The following is a 14709-nucleotide window of genomic DNA, read 5'->3' on the forward strand; positions in this document are numbered from 1 at the left end:
CCACCGAGCTGGCCGAACCCGCCCCTACGCAGCTCACCGCCGTGACGTCGCCAACCCCCGCCGCCACCACACCGCCGATCCCTACGGCGGTCGCAGGCGCAGACCCGATTCCGCTGTATCGCGTGGAAGTGCCGGTGTATTCCGTGGTTGTTCCCGCCGCGCAACTGATGGCTTTGCAAGCACTGGGCACCTTCCATGAGCGCCAGGGTGAACAAAGCCTGTTGGCCGAAACCGGCAGTGTTCCCGCAGGCTGGGGCCGGGCCTATGGCAGCAACCTGCAGAAAAGCTGGACCGGCACCGTGTCGCCAAGCTTCGATGGCTCACTCCAGGGCTTCCAGATCGGCCATGACCTGTACGGCTCGCAGACCAGCGGTGGGCAGTTGCAGCGCGCCGGGCTGTTTGTCGGCCACACCCATCTGCAAGGGGATGTCGATGGTTTTGCCGAAGGCTTTCAGGACCGCCGCTCGGGTCGGGTGAAGCTCGATGGCGATCACTTCGGGGCTTACTGGACCCTGATAGACCCCACCGGCTGGTACGTGGACACCGTGGCAATGTGGTCGCGCCTGGATGGCGACAACAGCTCCGAGCGCGGGGTAAAAATGGACACCAAGGGCGATGCGGTGACCCTGTCGGCTGAAGCGGGATATCCCATTCGCGTCTCGGAAAACTGGGTTGCAGAACCCCAGGTACAGATAATCAACCAGCAGATCGATCTGGATGATCAGAACGACGGAATTTCCGACGTGTCCTTCGACTCGCAGGATTACTGGACGGGCCGCCTCGGCACCCGACTCAAAGGGCGTTACCAGGCCGACAACATCCCGCTGGAACCGTATGTGAGGGCCAACCTCTGGCGTACATTTGGCGGTTACGACACCGTCACCTACGATGATGTGGACCGGATCAAGACCGAACACAAGTCTTCATCCGCTGACATCGATGCGGGGATTGCAGCCAAACTGACTTCAGATATCAGCGTCTATGGCAGCGTCGGATACAGCTTCAATCTGGACGGCAATGATCTGAGCGGTACGACGGGCACCGTGGGCCTGCGCATGAGTTGGTAGGTCGTGGAAACGTTTGTTGGTCCCTAAGTGAAGTTTGCACTAAGAGTGGTACTTGGTGAGTACCTTGCTCCTTCTTTGGGTTGCGTCGCTCTGGCGCGACTCAAGGGAAGGGGACTCGCTCTACCGCGTTGCGCGGTGTTTGTGGCGGGACAGTTATTGGCCGATTGCTGTCCGTCGCGGGAGAATCAGGTGTGATTCAAACTGGTAAGTCTCAATCGTGTGAGTAAAGCGTCTGTTTTTTTGTCATCGCATCTCTCGACAGGCGTCACGCGGGATGCCCCTCGAATGATTTCGCAAGGAAATCAATCAGTGCCCGCACAGAAGGGAGCAACCCTCGGCGGGAAGGAAACACTGCCGTGATTACGCCCTCAACAGGCTGCCATTTTTCGAGCAGCGTAAGTAAGCGGCCATCAGCCAACTCCTGACTGACCGTTGTCAGTGGCAACACCGCAATACCGACACCTTCGAGTACAGCACCTTTGAGTACGGCAATATCGTCACTGACCAGACGCGGGAAATGACTGACCTGGGCGGTTTCGCCATTGGGGCCGCTCAGCTGCCAGTGGTAGTGCGATTGAGCCGCGCCCCAGGCAACACTAGGCAGAGCGCTCAAATCTGCTGGCAATTCAAGGTCAGCAAACTGCTTCGCGATGGTCGGACTGGCAACCAGTATCTGAGGGCTTTTCGCCAACACTTTCATCACCAACTCACTGTCTTCCAATGGTGGAAAGCACAGACTCAAGGCAAGGTCATACCCTTCGCTGATGACGTCGACCCGTCGGTTAAAGCTTTTCACGTATAGCTCGACTGACGGGCACTGCGCCATGAACCGGCCCAGTACTGGGGCGATCCAGAAATTCAGCAATGGCGTGGTACAACTCAAACGGATCACACCGCGCGGTTCCGAGCGATTCTGCTCGATCACATCCTCTGCCGATTCCGCCTCGGCCATCATCGCCACGCAATGCCGGTAGTAGGCCTGGCCAATGTCAGTGACTTGAAACTGCCGTGTCGAGCGCTGGATCAGCCGTACTCCCAGCCGACTCTCCAGCTGATTGACCCGGCGACTCAAAGTTGACTTGGGCATGTCCAATGCGCGGCCAGCAGGGGCGAAACCGCCGTGTTCAACCACTTTGGCGTAGATGAAGAGTTCGTTCAGATCAATCACGGGAGGTCTCACTGTTCCATTTTCAGGACTGTGAAGTCTAATCCGCCGACTACCGACATCCAAGTTCGGCGACTAAGGTTAGTGCCTGGCTTCATCAGGGGCGATGATCCATGAAGAAGATTCTGGGTATCTACGGCAGTCCCAAGCGGCACTGGATGGGCGATGGCTTTGCTGTGCGGTCATTGTTTACGTACAGCATATTGGGGCGCCATATCAGCCCGTTTTTAAGGCTTGATTATGCAGAACCCACGGATTTTCCGGCCTCGAGCCATAGGCGAGGGACAGGCCAGCATCCGCAGCGCGGGTTCGAAACAGTGACGATTGTGTATCAGGGCGAGCTGGAGCATCAGGACTCCACCGGTGCTGGCGGCAAGATCGGCCCCGGAGATGCTCAGTGGATGACAGCGGCGGGCGGGATACTTCATGAGAAGTATCACTCAGCGGATTTCAGTATCACCGGTGGAACACTGGAGATGGTGCAACTGTGGGTGAATCTGCCCGCGAAAGACAAGATTTCTGTACCTCGATATCAGACGATTTTGAATCGCGACATCGTGCAAGTCAGCCTGCCTGACGATGCAGGTCAAGTGCGCGTGATTGCCGGTGAGTACGCCGGGCGCAAGGGCCCCGCACGGACATTCACGCCCATGGATGTATGGGACATACGTCTGAACGCAGGCAAAAGCATTTCCCTGCAATTAAGGGCTGGCTTCACTTGTGCAGTCGTCCTGCTCTCTGGGGGCATTGGGGTCAATGGCCGCGCAGATTTGCGGGATGCACAGGTGGTGCTGCTTGACCCTGCTGGCGTCAAGCTGCTGCTGGAGGCCAGTAGCGATTCGAAATTGGTCCTGCTCTGTGGAGAACCCATCGATGAACCCATCGTTGGCCAAGGTCCGTTTGTCATGAATACCCAAGCAGAAGTAGTCCAGGCCATCACAGATTTCAACAGCGGCCACTTTGGACAGATGACCCCGTGATCATTTTCGGAGTGTCATTGGTTGACATTGCGAAGTCTGTCGGCGGCTGAGCCGTCTTTTCTCAAAGGAGAACGTCATGAGTACCCCGGCTAATTTCAACAACCAGAGACCTGTCATAGACCCATCCAATGTCGCCATGCTACTGATCGACCACCAGAGTGGCTTGTTCCAGACAGTGGGCGATATGCCGATGCCCGAGCTACGCCTGCGCGCCGCGGCGTTGGCCAAAATGGCGACATTGGCCAAGATTCCGGTCATCACCACCGCCTCAGTTCCACAAGGCCCAAACGGCCCGTTGATCCCCGAAATTCATGAAAACGCCCCACACGCCCAATACGTGGCGCGCAAGGGTGAGATCAATGCTTGGGACAACCCGGAATTCGTCGCCGCCGTGAAGGCCACGGGCAAGAAGCAGCTCATCATCGCAGGCACCATCACCAGCGTTTGCATGGCCTTCCCGTCCATCAGCGCCGTCTATGACGGTTATCAGGTCTTTGCGGTGGTCGATGCCTCCGGCACCTACACCAAGATGGCCCAGGAAATTACGCTTGCTCGAGTGGTACAGGCAGGTGTTGTCCCGATGGATACCGGCGCTGTTGCATCTGAGCTACAAAAAAGCTGGAACCGCGACGATGCACAACAATGGGCGGAGGTTTACACCAAAATTTTCCCGGCCTATCAGTTGCTGATCGAAAGTTACATGAAGGCTCAAGCTGTAGCGAGCAACCATGAAGTATTGGACTCCCAACGCAAGTAACTGAATCCAACACGAGGGGAGTACTCCCTCATCAGTGGAGGCCATCGGGGCTTCCGTTGTTCACCTGGAGAATGAAATGTCCACTGCATACAAGCGTCTCGACAAAGATCAAGCGGCTGTGTTGCTGGTCGACCATCAGACCGGTTTGTTGTCGTTGGTACGCGACATCGATCCGGACAAGTTCAAGAACAACGTGCTGGCGCTGGCCGATCTGGCCAAGTACTTCAAACTGCCGACTATTCTCACGACCAGCTTTGAAACCGGCCCGAACGGCCCGCTGGTGCCGGAGTTGAAAGCACTGTTCCCGGATGCGCCTTATATTGCGCGCCCAGGGCAAATCAACGCCTGGGACAATGAGGATTTCGTCAAGGCCATCAAGGCTACCGGCAAGAAGCAGCTGATCATCGCCGGGGTGGTGACCGAAGTTTGTGTGGCGTTCCCGGCGTTGTCGGCGATCGAGGCGGGTTTTGAGGTGTTTGTGGTGACTGACGCCTCGGGCACCTTCAATGCCCTTACCCGTGATTCTGCATGGAACCGCATGTCGTCTGCCGGTGCACAATTGATGACCTGGTTCGGCCTGGCCTGCGAGCTGCACCGCGACTGGCGCAACGACATCGAAGGGCTGGGAACGCTGTTCTCCAACCACATTCCGGACTATCGCAACCTGATCACCAGCTACACCAAATTGACTTCCGATAAGTAAGTTCGAGTCAGGAGCCACGTCAGCATCAGTGGCCATTTACAAGTGTATTGAACAGGCCCTGATCTATCGGGGCCTGTTTCAGTCGATGCGGTCTGCTTGAGGCTTTTTATGTCTGGATCATCAAGCATAAAGCCTTGGCCGCGAGAGAGATAACAATGAGCAATCAAGAGCCCCAATGTCTGCTGTCCTCTTCCTTGGATTGTCCGATGGAGGAGGGCATTAAAGCCATTCAACGAATCACTGCGCGCTCCGCCGAAGTCGGTGGCGGGATCACCGTCAACCGATTGATGCCCTCGCGCCAGCGACGAATGATCGGCGCCTGGTGTTTTCTCGATCACGCCGGCCCTGCGGTGTTTGAAAAAAAAGCGGGCCTGCGCGTCGGCCCCCATCCGCATATCGGCTTGCAGACATTCACCTGGATGATCAAGGGCAAGGTGCTGCACCGCGACAGTCTGGGCAACGTCCAGATCATTCGTCCGGGTCAGGTCAACCTGATGACGGCCGGACGGGGTATCACCCACACAGAAGAGTCGCTTCCTGACGAGCACCATCTGCACGCCGCGCAGTTATGGATTGCCTTACCGGAAGGTGACGAGAACTGCGCTCCCACTTTCGATCACTATCCGGACTTGCCAGTCTGGGATGACGGTGGCGTAAAGTTCACCCTGCTGGCCGGGAGCTTCGACGGTCGCACCGCCCCCAGCCGCATTTTTTCGCCGCTTGTAGGAATGGACCTGGCGAGTCAGGGGGCAGCCTCTATTCGATTGGCCGTGGAGCCGCAATTCGAACACGGCATCCTACCGCTGGAAGGCACGTTCACCATCAACGGCCAGACCATTTTCCGCAATGAACTGGCCTATCTGGGACGCGGCCTCAGCGAGATTGAGTTGTCATCCACCCAGGGCTCGCGCGCCTTACTGCTGGGAGGTGAACCTTTTGCCGAGGAAATACAACTGTGGTGGAATTTCGTTGGCCACAGCAAGGAGGAAATCGCCGAGGCTCTTGAGGCCTGGAACAGCCGGGACCTGGAGCGCTTCGGTGACGTTGAGGGTTTTGACGGGGAGCGTCTGGTCGCTCCGCGGTTGCCGTGGTAACGCGCGTGATGCCACGGGAAAGAGCCTTTCAATGTCCCCCCTGATCTATTACATCCAGATCGTGTTCAACCCCGACAAGATGGTGCTCCTGTTTGCCTTGCACGCCGTTGCCGCAGGACTTAGAGGACGCCTGCGCGCAGGTACCATAGCCACGGTAGCGTTGCTTGAGAGCTCTCACCCTAAGAAGGAGTAGCGTCGATGACCAATCCCCTGAAACGCCTATTGGGTGTTTTTCTTTCGGTTGGCGTTTCATTGGCGATGAGTCATGCCGAAGCAGACAACTCGCTGGGCCAGCGGGACAACCTCAGCACCGGAATCAATGATCGGCAGAAAGCTGAAATGGCGGTGCCGGCCGGTTTTGTCAATGGCTCTTCGCTCAATGGACTGTTGCGCAACTATTACTTGAGCCGCGATAACCACGATACCCCGACGCGTCTTGACCAGCGTGAATGGGTACAAGGTGCTTACCTGTCCTTTCGCTCCGGGTACACCGATACGCCAATTGGCGTCGGCATTGATGTTCACGGGTTTTATGGACTCAAGCTTGATGGAGGAGGGGGCAGTGGTGGCGCTGGACTGCTTCCGCTGAACTCAAAAAGAGAGCCGGAATCGGATTTTTCAGCTGCAGGAGCAGCGATTAAATTCAGGGGCTTTGGCAGCCTCGTTCAGGCCGGTGATCAGTATCTGGAGAACCCTGTCGTTGCAGGCGGCGTCAGCCGGGTATTTCCCCAGACCTTTCGTGGCGTCGCATTGAAGAACTACAGCGTACCGGACCTGACGCTTGATGCCGGCTGGGTCGACTCCACACGGCTGCGCAATCAAAGTGGCCAGAGCCACCTGATTACCAGCTATGGCTCGAGCAACAAGGCGGGTGTGCCTGCCGACCGAGAAAGTCCGAACATGATCTGGGCGGGCGGTGTTTACAGCGTTCCGGGTACCGTGACGCTGACGGTCTATGGCGGACAATTGAGTGACATCTGGAATCAATATTACGCGGGAGTAAGCTGGCCTCTGACGTTAACCCATTCGCTGACATTGACACCGTATCTGCATTATTTCAAAACCCGTGATCAGGGCCGGAGCCAGCTCGGGGGCATTGCCAACGATACCTACAGTGGTGGTCTGACGGTGTCCGGCGACGGGCAGAGCCTGACGTTGGGCCTGCAAAAAATCGATGGCAATACGCCGTTCGACTATGTGGCACAGGATGACAGGTCCTTCCTGTATCTGAGTAACTCTCAGCAGTTCGCCGACTTCAACGGCCCGGGGGAGAAGTCCTGGAAACTTCAGTATCAAACAAGCCTGAAGTATCTGGACGCACCTGATGTCCAACTCAGCACGTCCTATACCCGAGGTGAAGCCGATCTGACCCGGGTAGATCCTGCGAGCAAAGGGTACGGCTACATCTTCAATGCTGATGGAAAAGACGCCCACCATTGGGAGCGCGATGTAGCCCTGCGTTATGCCGTGCCGGCCGGCAAGGCCAAAGGGTTGAACCTGACGCTGCGTTGGGCTACTCACCGCACGGGTGACGGCTACACGGCACCGGGCAATACCCGTGGCAATTCGAACGCCGATGAATACCGGGTGATCGTTGACTACCCGTTCAGTATTTTTTAGCAGGTTGCAAGAATGCAGGGCTGAAAATTGGCTGAGTTCTGGAACGCCTCCAAAATAGTTATGGAACACATGCCCTGCGCCGAGATTCTTTCCAAACCCCGGAAACGACAAAGCCCTGAATAATCAGGGCTTTGTCGGTACAAATATGGCGGAGGCGATGGGATTCGAACTCATGGACCTGTTACAGTCGACGGTTTTCAAGTCCGACGAATAAACGTTATATTTCAATTGGTTAGCCTTTATTGGTTTCCGCAAGCGAGCATTCTCCGATGCTCTGGAGGCCGCTAAAAACAAGGGGTGGCACTTTACTTGCGGAAACGAATTTGGCCTGTTTTTCGGCTTCATCGGGTGGGCTTAACGATCTCCCCGACACGCCGATAAACCGTCTCAGTGATGCGCTTGTCGGTGTGGCCGAGCAGGCGGCTTGCATGCCCCAGATCGTCGATTTCGCTCGCGGCCTTTGGCCGAATATCCCTGAACTGAAATAGGCGAATGCTGGCCGCAAGATGGGCATCCTGATTCTCCAATGCTTTCTTGATCGCGGTATTGCGCGCGTCGTCAAACCTTAGACGAAGCATTGCTGCGGTCACCCGTCGACCATCCTCGGTGACAATAAGGTATGGGTTCCGGATGGCGCGCGCCTTCCGTTGCTCGAGCAGCCTCTCAATCAGTTCGCCCAGGCCATTGATGATCTCTCCGGCGTCGAGCCGAATGCGCAGCTTCTTCGAGGTCTTGCCTTGGGCGACTTGCAGGAAGCTGTCGATGACATCCGTGGCGCGCATAGACAGAACGTCAGCCGGGCGCTGAGCAGTGAAATAGGCCAAGTCCATGGCATCCTTCAGCTCAGGCGATGCGGCCCCGTAAACGGCGTTCCAGATGGTCGAGTCGGCGTAGAAATCGCGCGGTGTTTCTTTATTCTTGCGCACGCCAGAGGCCGGGTTCTCCTTGTCGGTGATGCCCCACTCCCTGGCGATGTTATAGATGTGCGAGAGCAGCGAGATTTCGCGGTTCGCCCTAACCTTGCCGGTTCGCTTGTCGCGGTACTGCGCGATTGCCTGCGGCGTCACCGCGTTGATCGGCGCATCACTGAACGCCTTCCTGAGTTGCGTCAGCGAGAGCAAGTTGTCCTTCTGGGTTCTCGGCTTCTTGCCGGGGATGATCTCAGCTTCGTAACGGTCAAACACTTTGCCCAACAAAGTGTTCTTCGCCGGTACCGGCTTGCAGTCGAGCTTCGCCCATTCAGCTTTGGCAATGTCCAAATCCCCCCCAAGAGGGATTTCAATCCTCTTCCCCGAACTATCCTTCCCGTCGTAGTAATACCCCACCCACTGCACACCGCTTTTCAGCGTCCTGACCCGCCGGATCATCCGAGGCGGCAGGTCTCTATTTGCTGCCTTTCTTGGGCGCATTCCTTACCCCACGCGTGACAAGTCCAGCGACCAGGCTTCGGCCGCAACGTTTTCTGCTGAGGGTTTGACTCCGGCCAGTTTCATTCGGGCATATACTCGGCCGACAACCGGGCGTCGCGCACCAGTCAGTACGTACTTCCAGCCATTTTGATTGAGCCAACCGAGCTGGCGCGAAGGGATCTGATAGCCCGTAATAGCTGCCAGTTCTTCCTCAGCCAGCGTTTCACTTTGAATTTCCATGATTGCTCCATGCCGCGCCTGGCGGCAGAAGGTGTAGAGGGGGAGAGTTATCGTTTTTCGAGGGAAGTTGTGACGGCTTCGACTATCACCGGGCCGACAATCTTTGTGCTGTCCAAGTGGTCCTTGAACAGCCTATTCAATCGGCCTATAGCCGCTTCTCTGGCTTGGTCATGGACCTGGCCTGTAGTGCAATCAGGCCCCCAGCTGCCGAGACTCGAAAGCTCCAGAGTGATAGTGACCTTTGCACCGGTAGTTGTTCTTGAGCGTGGTTTCATCGCCGCGGCCCCTTGTAGATGAGCCAGAGCATGTAGAGCGGGGCGAAGATCATGGCGTCACCTGCTCAGCGGCGATTTCGTCGAGGAAAGATTGAGGCAGCACCGCGGCGAACTTGCCTTGCGACCACGACAGTGGCTCAGATTTGCGAATCATCTCGTTGAGCAAGTCGAACGCGGCCACCAGCTGTTCGTCGCGTATTTCGCCGTCCTCTGGAAGGTCATCACAGAAGACGTCCGACGGGTCGATCTCACGCGGCATGTTCGGCTCGCAGATGCACAGGCGCAGGCCAGACAGGTTCACGTCGCCATCAAGGATGTAGTCTCGCAGGCTGTCCGCGTCGAAGAAGTAGTTGTCGCCGTCGAAGTCCACCAATGGTTCGCCTTCCCAGTCTTTGGTAGGCATGGCCGCGAATGCTTTGGCTCTGCTGTCGGAGTGGCACTGCTCGCACCAACTGCGCACTTCGTAGATTGGGTGATCTGGGTTTTTCTCGCAGCGGCGATGAGTGGCGCCGCAATAACGGGCCATATGCTCATCGCTACCCCAGAAACGGCCATCGGCGCCAACCCAGCCGGTGACGGTTTGAATGCTGGCTGCTTCAGGGGATTCGTACATCACAACTTTTTCTTCAGGCATGACTTCGTCCTTACCAGCACTGCTACGCTGGAATTGATGTTTTGTTTGAGGGATGGCGGAATGAAATCTGAGATGCAGGAGTTGGTAGGGGGCGCTCGTTTTTTAGGCCGGATCAAGTCGCTGCAGGCACAAGAGGCGTTTTGCTTGCTACTTGGCTACGCCTCATGCTTGAACGGCTATGAGGTCAAGATTAAGCCTCAAGGAAAATTGATGTCTGTCGGTATTTATATGGGGAAAAGCTGCCCATTCGCTTTTACCGCTAACGATCACTGGGTACTCTTTTATTTCCGTAAGCCGGCAGTGCAGTCAAAAAAGTACTCGGACGCGGTGCTCGGTGAGGCGTTTGATACTTTTAAAGCAGTTCAGGATGGCGAGTGGACACTCAAGCTTCGATCTATTGACGATGTCCGGCGGCTGATTCCTCTACTAGTCATACCGCTATAGCGGCTGACTTTGAAGGGGGAAGTGGTGTTACTTGAGGGGAGAGGCAGAGATTTTGGAGTAAGTGTCGATATCAGTTGTAGCAAGAAGGGAGCGGCCATCCTTGAATTTTGCGTAGAAGGTTATTTCCCTTTCTTTATCACATAGCAACCAGCCCGCAACTAACCCAATCGGCCCTAAAAGCAATGCTCCAGCCAGGCTCCATCGGATAACGCTTCCTTTCTTATTTACGACTTCTTCGGTCGCTGTTTCCAAGGCCTCTAGTTTTGAAATGGATATCGTTAATTCGCGAGAAGGTTTTAATGCGGATTTTAGAGTGAACCGTCCAGATTGAAATTCGGCATCACCTGCCAGAAAGTCACCGGATATCACTGTTATTTTCGACATGGTGTTTCTCTTCTGATCGGGTTTAGCCGGCTGACTACTGCGCTCCAATGGCTCCTGTCAGTCAATCGACTTGCGACAAAAGGTGAGGCCTATGGTCACTCCATCGATGCCAGATCATGGGCATTCACAACCGTCATGCCGAGGCGGTCGGCGATCAGCACTTCCAGTCGTGCACCTTTTGAATGCTCCCAGCCAGGGAGCGTGGCCACGGTGTCGCAATACATCAGGGCCGCAATGTCGCGGCGCATGCAGTCGTTCCAGGAACCGCCGTCAGGGTTGATCTCAGCGGGGTTGGTGACGGTGTGGCCTTCGGCGCGCAGGCTGGCGGTCATTGCGGCGAAGGCGGGGAAGTTGAGGCCGGGCAGTCATTGGCCCGCTGAGGTAGATGCGCTTCATGCAGCCACCTGCTGCTGTTCCTGGCGCAGCGCTGCCTGGACAGCCTCCACGATACGGCGCAGGTATGTGAAATCGTGGTTTTCTTCGACAGCCTTACCATCGAGCGGGTAATGCCATTCATCTCCGAACAGCTCGGTCAGCAACTTGCTGTGATGCCAGCATTCGTTTGCCGTCTCGACGCTGCTCAGAACATCGATGTCATGCCAAAGCTCGCGGGCTTCACCTTTGCTCAGTTCGCCCAGCTCCCAGTCGTGGCGCCCGGTCTGTTGCCGACGACGCTGGACGATGCACTTTTTGGCGAACGTATGGAGCGCGTCACCGCTGAATCGCGTGCTGCTGATCCCGCGATCCAGGCAGTTCAATACGTAGTCCCAGCCGCAGTTGGTGACGAACTCCGCGACGGTGCGCGGGCCCATGCCACCCCAGTAAGCGTTCCAGCTCTTGTCCCAGCAGTTGATCGTGATCTTGCCCTGGGCTGTCTGGTAGTTCGGGTTGGATTCGGTCGGGCAGTCGCGGCGGCCGAAGTCCTCGAGGAACACGGTGATCGGGTCGAGCCGTGGCGCGCCGGTGATCACCAGCTTCGTCACTGTCGAGCGCTCAACCTTCAGCGGCTCAGCAATTTTGTTTTCTGTGGGCATGGGGCGTCCTATGCCGGGGCATGCCCGGGCGGTGGGGGATATCAATAGCTCCAGTTATGGGCTCTCTAGAATTTCGATTTTCTTAGCGAGGGATACCATCGCTCTCCAGCTTGAGATAATGTTGCGGTTTTTGGGGAGTTCACTAATGGTAGTTGTAAAGAAATTTGTAAACGGCTACGAGGTTATAGACTCCGGGACTATCCATGTGGCGGGTGATAGTCTCCAGCTTGTTTTAGATGGTATGCCTATTGATATTTTGTTTAAAGATGATGGCGGCAACGCAAGGTTTATAACTGAAGTCGATGGTCTAAGTCTGAAGATCAGTCTTTTTAATTTTAACAATCCTTTGGGGGAAGGAAGAATTGAACCTATCGGGGTTGCAACTAGTCAAGGGCGGGATATTAAACTCACATTTTTTAGCCATACCATAGACAAAGCGAAAAGTGAAAGAGTTTTCTCCTACACATTTTTGATGGGGCCGCAAGTAAATGGCTGAGCCTAAGACTTTACCCGACAGTTCGGGAGCTGTTGGTAATCGCACCCCACAACCGAAGGCCGGAACATCTGGAAGAATAACAGATACAATCGGTACTGGTGAAAATGCAAAAAACTCTATAGTTTGGATGACCATAACCTGGAGCTTTTCCATAGCGACGGCGATGAGTTTTCTATTTTTCTCTTTGGTAGTTTGTTATAAGGATTTCAATTATTTGGAGAGTATAAAGTCTGTATGGTCAATATTTGTTCCGATAATAACTCTAGCTCTAGGTTATGCGTTCGGCAAAAATAAGTAGCATTAGTCTGGTGTTTTAATTAGGCGGATTGAATCAAGCAGCTGCTTTAAGGGCCTCAATGATTCGCTGCCCAGCCAGAGGCGGCACCGCGTTGCCTGCCATGTGCATAGTCAGCCGATGGTTGTCCGGGCGCTTCGTGTCAGCTGGAAACGACATGGCTGCTAGCGCTTCATTCGCTGAGAGCATTCGCATCTCATCGCCTCGTACCAAGGCCCACCGGTCCAGCGTGGTGATAGTTCCAATCGGCCTCTCCAGGCTTCGGCCGGTCAGGCCCGAGCCTGACCCGTAGTACGGCATGATGAATCTCTCACCGAAACGCTCCCGGCCATTCTTCACACGCAGCAGGGTCGATTCAGCCCGGCCCGGCTTCACAACATGGCTCCACTTGCCCGCTTCGAAATCGATGAAGGATGAGGCTGGCACATGCTGGCGCTGATGTAGCTGCAAGTTGAGCGGAGCTTTGCTCAGAGTGCAGACCAGAAACAAGCGCACGCGGTGCTGGGGAACTCCAAGATCGGCGCAATCAACAACATGTGGCGCGATCATGTAGCCGAGCGCTGCCATCGCCTGCGACCACGCTGGATACAAAGCCCAGTCCGTGAACTCTTCAACATTCTCGACCAGCACCACTTCCGGCCGGTGGAATTCAGCGGCTGACACGACTGCCCAGGCCGTGGATCTCGATGCATCATGCTGAGCATTCCCTGACTTCTTGCCGCGTGCCTTCGAGTGCCCTTGGCAGCACGGCGAAGCGAGCATGATGTCGTGTGCGGGCACCTTCGACCAATCCGCCTGGTGCAAGTCCTGGCAGACGTGAACTGCGTCCGGATGGTTAGCGCCGTGCCACTCAACCGCGACGGGCCAGTGATTGGCGGCCCATAAAACTTCGATACCGGCATTGCGGGCACCGGTAGACCATCCGCCGAGTCCGGCGAACAAATCGATTGCAGTGGGCATGTGATTTCCTTTGTGAAGGCGCATTGGTATCATTCCTCATTTCTTCAATTGGGAAGTAAGACGTGAGTGCAATGACGTTTTTCGTGGATCCGACGTGGTGGGTCTCGGTTGTAGTTGTGGGAATTGTGATTAACTTTTTTTCCGCTTACGCCAAAGGGTGGATTGATAGCGGTCTGGGAAAGATTTCAGAGAAGTGGAAGTATTCTTCCGAAAGAAGAAAACAAGCCCAGCTAGGAAAAATTGAGGAGTTGGCGCGCAGTGAGTACTTACGGATGAAGGCTATGGGAGCCGCAACTCATGCTCTCATTCGAGGTGTCAGCTTTCAGGTAATAGCTTTTTTTGGAATTTATCTGGCAGTGTCTGCGGATAAAGTTTTTCCTACGGAAATTGTTCTAGCAGTTGGGTGTTTTGCGATCTTGAGTCTTTCAATGTCCATGGCGTCCGTGATAACTGCTGCAACCATCAGGAAGAATGTGGAGTCTGCTGATAAGCTCGACCGCATTTAAGATCGAGTAGCGCGTTGAGTGTTCCACACACACACACACAGCGCTCGCCGGCTGGCGTGATTCGTTGAAGTGGGGTATTGCTGGCGCCTCGACGAAGGAGTGCGCCATGAACTGGGTGATGCTTGCGGATTACGGATCGATCGCTGCTGGTGCTATATCGGCGTCATGCTGGATAGTCGCTGCGTTTGTGAAGGTCGATCCACCTGAGAGCCTGAAGGGGAAACCGGACGATGAGTACTGGGATGGGATCGTCGTTAACGGCGCTGATCTCATTGAGACGTTGCGCGCCCAGGCTCGATGGAACAGCGCAGCGGCAATTGCTGCGGCGATCGGTGCCACCCTTCTTATCGTTTCGAAAATGGCATAGGGGAAGGCGCTGGCGAGGTTTCACTGCCAGCGGCTGGTTTGCTGAAGTATTTGTTGTGTGCTATTCCGAATATGGCCGATATAGGAGAACTCCAATGAGATATCTCATCGCTTTCGGAATGGCGTTAACAGCTGCCCAGTTAGTAGGCTGTGGTGAAAAGGTTGAGGCGCAGCCTCAGGCCAAGGCTGCTCCCAGTGTTTGCGAATGTTCTGGTCAGGCAATTCTGTTTGCAAATAAGCACGCTGTATACAATTGCAGTTGTGGCGCAATGCAATGCGT

General features: G+C 55.5%; 19 protein-coding genes. 11 read left to right on the forward strand and 8 right to left on the reverse strand.

Annotated features, from left to right (window positions below; all coding sequences use genetic code 11):
• A partial coding sequence (locus KGA96_RS27770) for an autotransporter outer membrane beta-barrel domain-containing protein (protein WP_223515686.1) occupies positions 1-1067 on the forward strand: 1067 nt, incomplete at its 5' end.
• Between the two features lie 265 nt (positions 1068-1332).
• On the opposite strand, the gene KGA96_RS27775 is transcribed toward KGA96_RS27770, so the two are convergent.
• A complete protein-coding gene (locus KGA96_RS27775; protein ID WP_223464307.1) occupies positions 1333-2235 on the reverse strand; it encodes a LysR substrate-binding domain-containing protein in 903 nt (300 codons plus the stop codon).
• Positions 2236-2345: 110 nt separating this feature from the next.
• Between KGA96_RS27775 and KGA96_RS27780 the strand changes: the two genes are divergently transcribed.
• The 6 genes from KGA96_RS27780 to KGA96_RS27805 all read left to right on the forward strand — a co-directional run bounded on the left by KGA96_RS27780 (position 2346) and on the right by KGA96_RS27805 (position 7386).
• Complete coding sequence (locus tag KGA96_RS27780; RefSeq protein WP_223464309.1) at positions 2346-3212, forward strand: pirin family protein; 867 nt, start codon at positions 2346-2348, stop codon at positions 3210-3212.
• Between the two features lie 76 nt (positions 3213-3288).
• Positions 3289-3969: a hydrolase gene (locus KGA96_RS27785; RefSeq protein WP_046038558.1), complete on the forward strand. Its 681-nt coding sequence runs from the start codon at positions 3289-3291 to the stop codon at positions 3967-3969.
• 76 nt (positions 3970-4045) lie between these two features.
• Positions 4046-4672 carry an isochorismate family cysteine hydrolase YcaC gene (gene ycaC / locus KGA96_RS27790; RefSeq protein ID WP_046038557.1) on the forward strand — a complete coding sequence of 209 codons (627 nt, stop codon included), beginning with the start codon at positions 4046-4048 and terminating at the stop codon, positions 4670-4672.
• A gap of 155 nt (positions 4673-4827) precedes the next feature.
• Positions 4828-5766: a pirin family protein gene (locus KGA96_RS27795; protein ID WP_046038556.1), complete on the forward strand. Its 939-nt coding sequence runs from the start codon at positions 4828-4830 to the stop codon at positions 5764-5766.
• A gap of 31 nt (positions 5767-5797) precedes the next feature.
• Complete coding sequence (locus KGA96_RS27800; RefSeq protein ID WP_185754748.1) at positions 5798-5959, forward strand: hypothetical protein; 162 nt, start codon at positions 5798-5800, stop codon at positions 5957-5959.
• A gap of 5 nt (positions 5960-5964) precedes the next feature.
• A complete protein-coding gene (locus KGA96_RS27805) occupies positions 5965-7386 on the forward strand; it encodes an OprD family outer membrane porin (protein WP_223515689.1) in 1422 nt (473 codons plus the stop codon).
• 341 nt (positions 7387-7727) lie between these two features.
• Here the strand turns inward: KGA96_RS27805 and KGA96_RS27810 are convergent, their stop codons facing one another.
• The 3 genes from KGA96_RS27810 to KGA96_RS27820 all read right to left on the reverse strand — a co-directional run bounded on the left by KGA96_RS27810 (position 7728) and on the right by KGA96_RS27820 (position 9944).
• A complete protein-coding gene (locus KGA96_RS27810) occupies positions 7728-8795 on the reverse strand; it encodes a tyrosine-type recombinase/integrase (protein ID WP_223515692.1) in 1068 nt (355 codons plus the stop codon).
• Between the two features lie 3 nt (positions 8796-8798).
• Positions 8799-9035, reverse strand: coding sequence for a DUF4224 domain-containing protein (locus tag KGA96_RS27815; protein WP_093219568.1), 237 nt, complete (start codon positions 9033-9035; stop codon positions 8799-8801).
• A gap of 324 nt (positions 9036-9359) precedes the next feature.
• On the reverse strand, positions 9360-9944 hold the full coding sequence (locus tag KGA96_RS27820; protein ID WP_223515695.1) for a hypothetical protein: 585 nt from the start codon (positions 9942-9944) through the stop codon (positions 9360-9362).
• 60 nt (positions 9945-10004) lie between these two features.
• Between KGA96_RS27820 and KGA96_RS27825 the strand changes: the two genes are divergently transcribed.
• A complete protein-coding gene (locus KGA96_RS27825) occupies positions 10005-10388 on the forward strand; it encodes a hypothetical protein (protein ID WP_223515698.1) in 384 nt (127 codons plus the stop codon).
• Positions 10389-10415: 27 nt separating this feature from the next.
• Here the strand turns inward: KGA96_RS27825 and KGA96_RS27830 are convergent, their stop codons facing one another.
• The 3 genes from KGA96_RS27830 to KGA96_RS27840 form a co-directional block, all read right to left on the reverse strand.
• Positions 10416-10772, reverse strand: coding sequence for a hypothetical protein (locus tag KGA96_RS27830; protein WP_085716578.1), 357 nt, complete (start codon positions 10770-10772; stop codon positions 10416-10418).
• 95 nt (positions 10773-10867) lie between these two features.
• A complete protein-coding gene (locus KGA96_RS27835; RefSeq protein ID WP_263287138.1) occupies positions 10868-11104 on the reverse strand; it encodes a DUF4406 domain-containing protein in 237 nt (78 codons plus the stop codon).
• A gap of 60 nt (positions 11105-11164) precedes the next feature.
• Positions 11165-11806 (reverse strand): hypothetical protein, encoded by a 642-nt coding sequence (locus KGA96_RS27840; RefSeq protein ID WP_223515700.1) that lies wholly within the window; start codon positions 11804-11806, stop codon positions 11165-11167.
• 10 nt (positions 11807-11816) lie between these two features.
• Here KGA96_RS27840 and KGA96_RS27845 point away from each other — a divergent pair, with 10 nt between their 5' ends.
• The gene (locus KGA96_RS27845; RefSeq protein WP_223515703.1) at positions 11817-12302 is read left to right on the forward strand and encodes a DUF6864 domain-containing function; all 486 of its coding nucleotides are present in this window, start codon (positions 11817-11819) and stop codon (positions 12300-12302) included.
• 331 nt (positions 12303-12633) lie between these two features.
• Here the strand turns inward: KGA96_RS27845 and KGA96_RS27850 are convergent, their stop codons facing one another.
• Complete coding sequence (locus tag KGA96_RS27850; protein ID WP_223515706.1) at positions 12634-13557, reverse strand: DNA cytosine methyltransferase; 924 nt, start codon at positions 13555-13557, stop codon at positions 12634-12636.
• Positions 13558-13619: 62 nt separating this feature from the next.
• Here KGA96_RS27850 and KGA96_RS27855 point away from each other — a divergent pair, with 62 nt between their 5' ends.
• Both KGA96_RS27855 and KGA96_RS27860 read left to right on the forward strand, forming a co-directional pair.
• Positions 13620-14063 (forward strand): hypothetical protein, encoded by a 444-nt coding sequence (locus tag KGA96_RS27855; protein ID WP_223515709.1) that lies wholly within the window; start codon positions 13620-13622, stop codon positions 14061-14063.
• A gap of 106 nt (positions 14064-14169) precedes the next feature.
• Positions 14170-14430: a hypothetical protein gene (locus tag KGA96_RS27860; protein ID WP_223515711.1), complete on the forward strand. Its 261-nt coding sequence runs from the start codon at positions 14170-14172 to the stop codon at positions 14428-14430.
• Positions 14431-14709: the final 279 nt, after the last annotated feature.

The sequence above is a fragment of the Pseudomonas sp. GL-R-26 genome (assembly GCF_019947365.1).
Lineage (GTDB): Bacteria > Pseudomonadota > Gammaproteobacteria > Pseudomonadales > Pseudomonadaceae > Aquipseudomonas.

Coding starts and splice junctions, on each gene's coding strand:
- KGA96_RS27780 (WP_223464309.1), top strand. CDS start 2,346: ATGAAGAAGATTCTGGGTATCTACGGCAGTCCCAAGCGGCACTGGATG.
- KGA96_RS27785 (WP_046038558.1), top strand. CDS start 3,289: ATGAGTACCCCGGCTAATTTCAACAACCAGAGACCTGTCATAGACCCA.
- ycaC (WP_046038557.1), top strand. CDS start 4,046: ATGTCCACTGCATACAAGCGTCTCGACAAAGATCAAGCGGCTGTGTTG.
- KGA96_RS27795 (WP_046038556.1), top strand. CDS start 4,828: ATGAGCAATCAAGAGCCCCAATGTCTGCTGTCCTCTTCCTTGGATTGT.
- KGA96_RS27800 (WP_185754748.1), top strand. CDS start 5,798: ATGTCCCCCCTGATCTATTACATCCAGATCGTGTTCAACCCCGACAAG.
- KGA96_RS27805 (WP_223515689.1), top strand. CDS start 5,965: ATGACCAATCCCCTGAAACGCCTATTGGGTGTTTTTCTTTCGGTTGGC.
- KGA96_RS27810 (WP_223515692.1), bottom strand. CDS start 8,795: ATGCGCCCAAGAAAGGCAGCAAATAGAGACCTGCCGCCTCGGATGATC.
- KGA96_RS27815 (WP_093219568.1), bottom strand. CDS start 9,035: ATGGAAATTCAAAGTGAAACGCTGGCTGAGGAAGAACTGGCAGCTATT.
- KGA96_RS27820 (WP_223515695.1), bottom strand. CDS start 9,944: ATGCCTGAAGAAAAAGTTGTGATGTACGAATCCCCTGAAGCAGCCAGC.
- KGA96_RS27825 (WP_223515698.1), top strand. CDS start 10,005: ATGAAATCTGAGATGCAGGAGTTGGTAGGGGGCGCTCGTTTTTTAGGC.
- KGA96_RS27830 (WP_085716578.1), bottom strand. CDS start 10,772: ATGTCGAAAATAACAGTGATATCCGGTGACTTTCTGGCAGGTGATGCC.
- KGA96_RS27835 (WP_263287138.1), bottom strand. CDS start 11,104: ATGACCGCCAGCCTGCGCGCCGAAGGCCACACCGTCACCAACCCCGCT.
- KGA96_RS27840 (WP_223515700.1), bottom strand. CDS start 11,806: ATGCCCACAGAAAACAAAATTGCTGAGCCGCTGAAGGTTGAGCGCTCG.
- KGA96_RS27845 (WP_223515703.1), top strand. CDS start 11,817: ATGCCGGGGCATGCCCGGGCGGTGGGGGATATCAATAGCTCCAGTTAT.
- KGA96_RS27850 (WP_223515706.1), bottom strand. CDS start 13,557: ATGCCCACTGCAATCGATTTGTTCGCCGGACTCGGCGGATGGTCTACC.
- KGA96_RS27860 (WP_223515711.1), top strand. CDS start 14,170: ATGAACTGGGTGATGCTTGCGGATTACGGATCGATCGCTGCTGGTGCT.